Annotated in this window: 7 protein-coding genes and 1 pseudogene; all 8 read left to right on the top strand. The window is 60.9% G+C overall.

From position 1 onward, the window contains the following. A pseudogene (locus AC1VS5_RS06155) lies at positions 1-592 on the top strand (hypothetical protein); the annotation flags it as partial. Positions 593-667: 75 nt separating this feature from the next. Continuing rightward, positions 668-2545 carry a TIGR03960 family B12-binding radical SAM protein gene (locus tag AC1VS5_RS06150; RefSeq protein WP_481218049.1) on the top strand — a complete coding sequence of 626 codons (1878 nt, stop codon included), beginning with the start codon at positions 668-670 and terminating at the stop codon, positions 2543-2545. Then, the gene (locus AC1VS5_RS06145; RefSeq protein ID WP_481218048.1) at positions 2542-3297 is read left to right on the top strand and encodes a TIGR03936 family radical SAM-associated protein; all 756 of its coding nucleotides are present in this window, start codon (positions 2542-2544) and stop codon (positions 3295-3297) included. Before AC1VS5_RS06150 ends, AC1VS5_RS06145 begins: the two co-directional genes overlap by 4 nt. A 280-nt stretch (positions 3298-3577) precedes the next feature. Continuing rightward, a complete protein-coding gene (gene rplU, locus AC1VS5_RS06140; RefSeq protein ID WP_019128363.1) occupies positions 3578-3952 on the top strand; it encodes a 50S ribosomal protein L21 in 375 nt (124 codons plus the stop codon). A 28-nt stretch (positions 3953-3980) separates the two neighbouring features. Continuing rightward, positions 3981-4238, top strand: a complete 258-nt coding sequence (gene rpmA, locus AC1VS5_RS06135; protein ID WP_019128362.1) for a 50S ribosomal protein L27 — start codon at positions 3981-3983, stop codon at positions 4236-4238. Between the two features lie 78 nt (positions 4239-4316). After that, positions 4317-5717, top strand: coding sequence for a GTPase ObgE (gene obgE / locus AC1VS5_RS06130; RefSeq protein ID WP_481218047.1), 1401 nt, complete (start codon positions 4317-4319; stop codon positions 5715-5717). Positions 5718-5723: 6 nt separating this feature from the next. Further along, on the top strand, positions 5724-6404 hold the full coding sequence (gene nadD, locus AC1VS5_RS06125; RefSeq protein WP_035101364.1) for a nicotinate-nucleotide adenylyltransferase: 681 nt from the start codon (positions 5724-5726) through the stop codon (positions 6402-6404). 2 nt (positions 6405-6406) lie between these two features. Next, a complete protein-coding gene (gene yqeK, locus AC1VS5_RS06120) occupies positions 6407-7036 on the top strand; it encodes a bis(5'-nucleosyl)-tetraphosphatase (symmetrical) YqeK (protein WP_329739804.1) in 630 nt (209 codons plus the stop codon). Positions 7037-7120: the final 84 nt, after the last annotated feature.

Below are 7120 nucleotides of genomic sequence, written 5' to 3'. Positions count from 1 at the left end.
CATTACCGCCGATACCCCCATGCTCGGACTTATCGCGGCTACTGATGCGAGTTACCTGCTTGAGACGCTTGCTCGTTGGATCTTGGACCGCACCGAGAAGGACGTCGCCTTTGCAGCTAATTTCCCGTTCATGCGCATCGCTGCTGCGAACCGCATCATCACCTCCTGCGCGCTCACGAACATGGCTACCGGCGCGCTCTTCTTCATTCCGGGTGCGGATTTTCCGGTGATGACGATCGCCGAGGTCGGCATGGTGCTTAAGCTCGCAGCCGTCTTCGGCTATAAGCTTGAGCCAGAACGCGGTTACGAGGTCGCCGCTGTTGTGGGCTCAGGCCTTCTGCTTCGCTTGGCTGCTAAGGGCCTTTGCCGCCTTACCCCCAGGCTCTCCTTCGTCGTCAAGGCGCTTGTGGCTGCTGGAGGAACCTATGCCATGGGGCGGGCACTCGCAAGCGCGTATGAACGCGGGATCAACTACGCCCCCGTGAACGCCCGCGTGTCTCGTGTGGTCTCGTTCGCCCGCAACGTGACGGCATCGGGTTCCGCAGGCCCCGCCGGAGTGCAGGAGGCGGCGGTTAACCGCAGCGCTCGCTAACCTTTGCCCCCAGTTTGCCTTCATCCGTGGCCTCGTATGGTCCATGCCTCTATTAATCGGTATGAGAGGAGTGCCGTGCGCACCGCTTATCGCGATTGCTTTGATCAGCTTCAACCTTTACTTGCTCGCGTGGAGAAACCGAGCCGCTATATCGACCACGAATGGGGCACCCGGTCTTCGCAAGAGGCCGATTACCGCGCGTGCCTGATCTATCCCGATGTCTACGAGGTCGGTCTTCCTAACCAGGGCATTGCCATCCTGTACGCAGCGCTCAATCGCGAAGATGATATTTCATGCGAGCGTTCGTACGTTCCCTGGATCGACATGGCAGACGAGATGCGCGCCGCAGGGGTTCCGCTGCTTTCCCTTGAGGGTGCGGCGCCCGTAGCGTCCTTCGACGTGGTGGGGCTTCATGTCCCGCACGAGATGGCCGCAACCAACTATCTCGAGGCGCTCGATTTGGCCGGCATCCCGCTTCTTGCCCGTGAGCGCGGAGAAGACGACCCGCTTGTCATTGCCGGAGGACCCTCCGTCTATAACCCTGAACCGATTGCCGAGATCTTCGACTGCATCCTCATCGGTGAGGGTGAGGAGCATATCGTTGAGCTCTGCCGCGAGCACCGCCGCCTCCGTGATGCGGGTGCCTCGCGTACGGAGATGCTGCGCGCCCTTGCTTGCGTGCCGGGGACCTACGTGCCCTCGCTTTACGAGGTGTCTCACGAGGGAGCTTGCACAGTGCATGGCTATACCGTTCCTCTTGAGGGAGAGCATGTGCCCGACGTTGTGTACAAGCGCGTCGTTGCCGATTTCGGGGCAACCGATCCGGTGAGCCAATCCGTCGTGCCCTATACGGAGCTTGTGCATGACCGCCTCTCAATCGAGGTGTTGCGCGGGTGCGCGCGCGGGTGCCGCTTCTGCCAGGCGGGAATCACCTACCGCCCTGTTCGAGAGCGCACGCCCGATCAAATCGTTGCCGCTGTTTCGCGGGGTCTTAAGGAGACCGGTTACGATGAGGTCTCGCTCACCTCGCTTTCGACTACCGACCATTCCTGCTGTTCGCAGATTCTCGAGCGCTTGAATCGCAACCTGCAAGACACGGGGATTTCGGTCTCCATACCATCGCAGCGGCTGGATTCCTTTGGCGTTGACATGGCCCTTCAAGTCGCGGGTGAGAAGAAGGGTGGGCTCACCTTTGCTCCCGAGGCCGGCAGCCAGCGCATGCGCGACATCATCAACAAGAACGTTACCGAGGAAGACTTGGAGCGCGCTACGCGTGCCGCCTTCGAAGCCGGATGGCGCCGCTGCAAGCTTTACTTCATGATGGGGCTCCCCGATGAGCGCGATGAAGATATCGTCGCCATCGGTGAGCTTGCTGAGCGCGTGCTCCAGATCGGCCGTGAGATCGTTCCCAAGGGCCAGCGCGGCGGGCTTTCGGTTTCCATCTCCGTCTCGGTCTTCATCCCCAAAGCGCACACACCGTTCCAATGGTGCGGCCAGCTCGATGACGATGAGGTCCGTAGGCGCCAGAAGCTCCTGCTCGACAGCGTCCACGACCGGGCGATTCGCGTCCATTACCATGATGCGGCCACCTCGCTCATCGAAGCTGCTCTCTCGAGAGGCGGACGGGACATGCTTCCCGTTATCATGGGCGCGTGGAAGCGCGGGGCGCGCTTCGATGCGTGGACGGAGCAGTTCTCACTTGACCGTTGGCTCGAGGCGGCGCACGATGCAGGCGTCGACTTGCGCGCGGTTGCACGGGATCCGTTTGAGCTCGACGCTCGGCTTCCGTGGGAGCATGTGAGTCCTGGCGAGTCGCGCGGCTTTTTGGAGCGTGAGTGGCGCCGTGCCCTCGCTGGCATCACGACGGCGGATTGCACGCGCTCATCCTGCACCGGGTGCGGCATCTGCCCCACGCTCGGAGTGAGTAACGTTTTGGTAGGTGATCGTTCGTGAGCGAGCAGACCCTCTTTCGCCTGCGGGTTCGCTATGTCAAGCAGGGGCGCCTTCGCTACCTCGGACATCTCGAGGTGCTCCATACCATTGAGCGCATCATCAGGCGCGCCCAGCTTCCCTATGCCGTCACCCAGGGCTTTTCACCCCATATGCGGGCTGGTTTCTCCTCGGCGTTGCCGGTGGGGACTGCCTCGGATTGCGAATGGTACGACGTGTTCCTAACCGAGCTCGTTCCCCCAAGTGAAGCTTTCGAGCGTCTTAAGGCAGCATCTCCCGTTGACCTTGCTCCTGTCAAGGTGGGGTACGTTGACGTGCGCGCTGCCGCCTTGACGGCCTTCATCACCTGCGCTGAGTATGCAGTCAACCTGTGGACTGGTGACGCATCGGCTACCGAGTGCATGGTGCGCGAGGCATTGGAAGCCATCCGAGTCCAGGGCACCATAGCGTATCTGCGCGGCAAGAAGGAGAAGAGCCTGGACCTCACGCGAACCCTTGCGGGGTATACGCTCGCGCAGGCGGGGGAGGGCCATTTCCTGCTCACGCTCGATACCCGCATGGATAACGATGGGGCACTCCGTCCCGAAGTACTCGTGGGGGCGCTCAACAACTACCTCGACGGAACACCGGACGCCCCTATTCACTCCACGGGCATACAGCACCTTACCCAGATCCCTCGCTATGAGGTGACCCGTACCGCCCAATACGCGCTTTCCAGCGAGGGCACCCACCTCGACCCGCTTCACGTGCGCTGAGCACGCCTTTCCGCTGCTTGATGAGTTTGAGATAGTCGTGAAGCCGAACTTGCTGTTTGCCGTTGGCGGAGTCCTGTTTTGGCCGCTTTTATATATGGTCCGCAGCGAGTTTCGCAGCCCTGTAGGCAAAGCCTACAGGGCGAGGACTGTTTGATGCTGCGGACCATAGGTAAAAGCGGCCCCACGAGTTGCGGAGACTCTGCGAATATCCGTTGACGCACGAATACGCAGCTGCTATTATGTTCGACCGTTGCACTACCAGATGCATGAAGGGCTAAAGATGTACGCAATCGTTTCAACAGGCGGCAAGCAGTACAAGGTCGCTCAGGACGATGTCATCACCGTCGAGAAGATCGACGCCGAGGTCGGCTCCAAGGTCGAGCTCCCCGTCCTCTTCCTGAACGACGGCAAGAAGATCGTCACCGATCCCGCTAAGCTTGCCAAGGCCAAGGTCACGGCCGAGATCGTCGATCAGTTCAAGGGCGAGAAGCAGCTTGTCTTCAAGTTTAAGAAGCGCAAGCGCTATCATCGTCTCAAGGGCCATCGCCAGCAGCTCACCAAGGTCAAGATCACCAAGGTCCAGGCTACCTCGCGCGCTGCCCGTAAGACCACCAAGGATGCCGAGGCTGCGGCCGAGGCTCCCGCCGCCGAGTAGCTCGCGGCTTCGAGAGAGTAGGTAGGACATGGCACACAAAAAAGGACTCGGTTCCTCCCGTAATGGCCGCGATTCCCGCGGTCAGCGTCTTGGCTGCAAGCGCTTCGGTGGCCAGACCGTCACTGCGGGCACGATTCTCGTCCGCCAGCGTGGCACGCACATCCACCCCGGTGAGAATGTGGGTCGCGGCAAGGACGATACCCTCTTCGCGCTCGTTGACGGTACCGTTGAGTACAAGCGCGGTGTGAAGCATCGCGTGAGCGTTCATCCGGCTGCCACTGCGTAACAGCCCCTTCATACGCATGCATATTCGGGAGGCCCACTGGATAACCAGGGGTCTCCCGTTTTTTGAAAGCGAGGCACGATGCCCCAGTTTACCGATATAAGTCGCATCAACGTCAAAGGCGGCGACGGCGGCGCCGGCTGCATGTCGTTCAGACGCGAGGCCCATGTGCCCAAGGGCGGGCCAGACGGCGGCGACGGAGGCCGTGGCGGTGACGTCATCATTCAGGCCGACGCCCAGCTCTCTTCGCTCATCGACTATCGCTACAAGCACCATTTTCGTGCGGAGCGTGGCACTCACGGCAAGGGCGCTCGCAAAGACGGTAAGGCGGGGGAGGATCTCATCTTGCGCGTGCCCGTGGGCACCGTCGTGCGCGAGCTCGATCCCGATACGCAGGAGCCTGTTTTCGAGATCGCCGACCTTACCCATGATGGTGAGCGCGTGATCGTTGCCCCGGGCGGTGCCGGCGGTCTTGGAAACACGCATTTCGTCACCTCGGTCCGCCGCGCTCCTGCTTTTGCCCAGCTTGGTGAGCCGGCGCAGGAGCATTGGATCGAGCTCGAGATGAAGCTCATGGCCGATGCCGCGCTCGTTGGCCTGCCATCGGTGGGGAAGAGCTCGCTTATCGCGCACATGAGTGCCGCGCGGCCCAAAATCGCCGACTACCCCTTTACCACGATCGTCCCCAACCTCGGTGTCGTGCGCGCTGGTGAGTATTCCTACGTCGTCGCCGATGTTCCCGGCCTTATCGAGGGCGCGAGCGAGGGTAAGGGGCTGGGCCACCAGTTCCTCCGCCATATAGAACGCACCGCGCTCATCATGCACGTCGTCGATATCACCGGCGGCTTCGAAGGACGTGACCCCGTAGAGGATTACCGCGTTATCAACGAGGAGCTTCGCCGCTACGCGGTCGAGCTTTCCGAGCGGCCTCAGGTCGTCGTGGCGAACAAATGCGACGTTTCCGGCATGACCGACCGCGTTGCCGAGCTCAAGCAGGCAGCTCTTGCCGATGGCCATATGTTCTTTGCGGTTTCTGCCGTCACCGGTGCCGGCATGAACACGCTCATGCTCTCTGTTGGCGAGCTCGTGGCACGGCTTCGCTCCGAGCTGTCCAGCACGGAAGATCCCGTCGTCTACGATGAGCGCTGGGAGCGTCGTCGCCGTGAGCGCGAGAAGCGGTTCCAGGTGTTCCAAGAGGAGCCGGGCGCATTTCGCGTCACGGGCACCCAGGTTGAGCGCTTGGTGGTGCAGACCGACTGGGAAAACGAAGAGGCCATCATCTACCTGCAGCGTCGGTTCTCGCGCATGGGTGTGGACGATGCCCTCGAGGCCGCGGGCTGTCGCGCTGGCGATGAGGTCCGCATCGTAGGACGAGCTTTCAGCTTCGAGGGGGCCGAAGAGTTCCCTGAAGAAGATGACGGGGATGCTATCCTTGTTGAGGAGGACGAGGCCCTGGGGGCCGCGGTCGACGAGAAGGGCTAGATGCTCATGGATGGGCGAAAGAAGCTTGCGCTTCCCGAGATCGGGAGCGATCCGAATCGAACGTACCGGCTAGGCATCATGGGCGGAACGTTCGACCCCATCCATTACGGGCACTTGGTCACCGCCGAGCAAGCTCGCGAGGCGCTCGGTCTCGACCTCGTGCTCTTCATGCCCGCAGGCTCGCCGGCTTTCAAGCTCGATCAGGAGGTCTCGAGTCCCGAGGACCGGTATGCGATGACGGTGCTCGCGACAGCTGCGAACGAGGCCTTCTACACGAGCAGGCTCGAGATCGATCGCGAAGGCGTAACCTATACCGTCGATACGCTCACCTATCTGCGCGAGCAATATCCGAGCAACGTCCATCTCTACTTCATTACCGGCGCTGACGCGATTCTCGATATCGTCTCATGGCGTGATGCGGGGCAAATCGCCGAGCTTGCGACTCTTATCGCAGCCACCAGGCCTGGATACGATATCACCCAAGCGCGTGAGCGCATCGAGGCATCAGGGTTTCCGTTTGATGTTCGCTACATCGAGATTCCCGCCCTTGCGATCAGCTCGACGAATATCCGACAGCGCGTGGCGCTCGGGAAGAGCGCTCGATACCTCACTTCGGAATCGGTGATTGGGTATATTCGCAAGAACCATCTCTACCGCAAGAGCGATAGCCGCCGAAAGGATGCGTGACCATGTCCCGCGAACAGGGATCAGTTTCCTCTACCTTGGGGTTTGCCGAAAACGAGCTGCTCGAGCTTGAACGCATTGAAGGACTGCTTGATGTGCGCATGAAGGAGGCGCGCAAGCGCCATGCGCACTCGCTCGGTGTTGCACGCACGGCCGATAGGCTCGCCCGATGCTATGGTGTCAATCGCTTCGAAGCGGTTGCGGCCGGCCTGCTTCACGACTGGGACAAGGTGCTTTCAAGCGATGAGGTAGTTGCGCGCGCCATTCGTTACGGCGTGGACGTGGCAGGTTCCCCCGAGCTTGCGGCTCCGCTCCTACATGGTCCTGTTGCCGCGCGCGAGCTGCCCGAGCTCTTTCCGGAGCTTCCGGAGGGCGTCTTTCAGGCCATCGATCGGCACACGGTGGGGGCGTGCGACATGACGCCGCTTGATATGGTGGTCTTCGTGGCCGATGCCATCGAGCCCGGCCGCCATGGTAGTTACGCAGACGAGCTCAGGTCGATGGTGGGGGTCTCATCGCTGTCCGAGCTCTTTTTCGCGTGCTTCTCCCAAGGTCTCGTCTATGTGATTCAATCTGGGAGATATCTCTATCCTACGGCCCTCGACATCTACAACCACTACGTACTGTCAAAATAGGTGAGTCAAAATGGGACAGTCCTGTTTTGACCGTTCCAAAACGGGACTGTCCCATTTTGACCACTATGACATGATTGACCAGAA

This window comes from Enorma sp. (assembly GCF_982429025.1).
Note: the sequence above shows the minus strand (reverse complement) of the source record. Positions and strands in the feature narration are given on the sequence as shown.

Bases quoted from the DNA above. Each gene is read 5' to 3' on its own strand.
- rpmA (WP_019128362.1), top strand. From the start codon at position 3,981: ATGGCACACAAAAAAGGACTCGGTTCCTCCCGTAATGGCCGCGATTCC.
- rplU (WP_019128363.1), top strand. From the start codon at position 3,578: ATGTACGCAATCGTTTCAACAGGCGGCAAGCAGTACAAGGTCGCTCAG.
- obgE (WP_481218047.1), top strand. From the start codon at position 4,317: ATGCCCCAGTTTACCGATATAAGTCGCATCAACGTCAAAGGCGGCGAC.
- yqeK (WP_329739804.1), top strand. From the start codon at position 6,407: ATGTCCCGCGAACAGGGATCAGTTTCCTCTACCTTGGGGTTTGCCGAA.
- nadD (WP_035101364.1), top strand. From the start codon at position 5,724: ATGGATGGGCGAAAGAAGCTTGCGCTTCCCGAGATCGGGAGCGATCCG.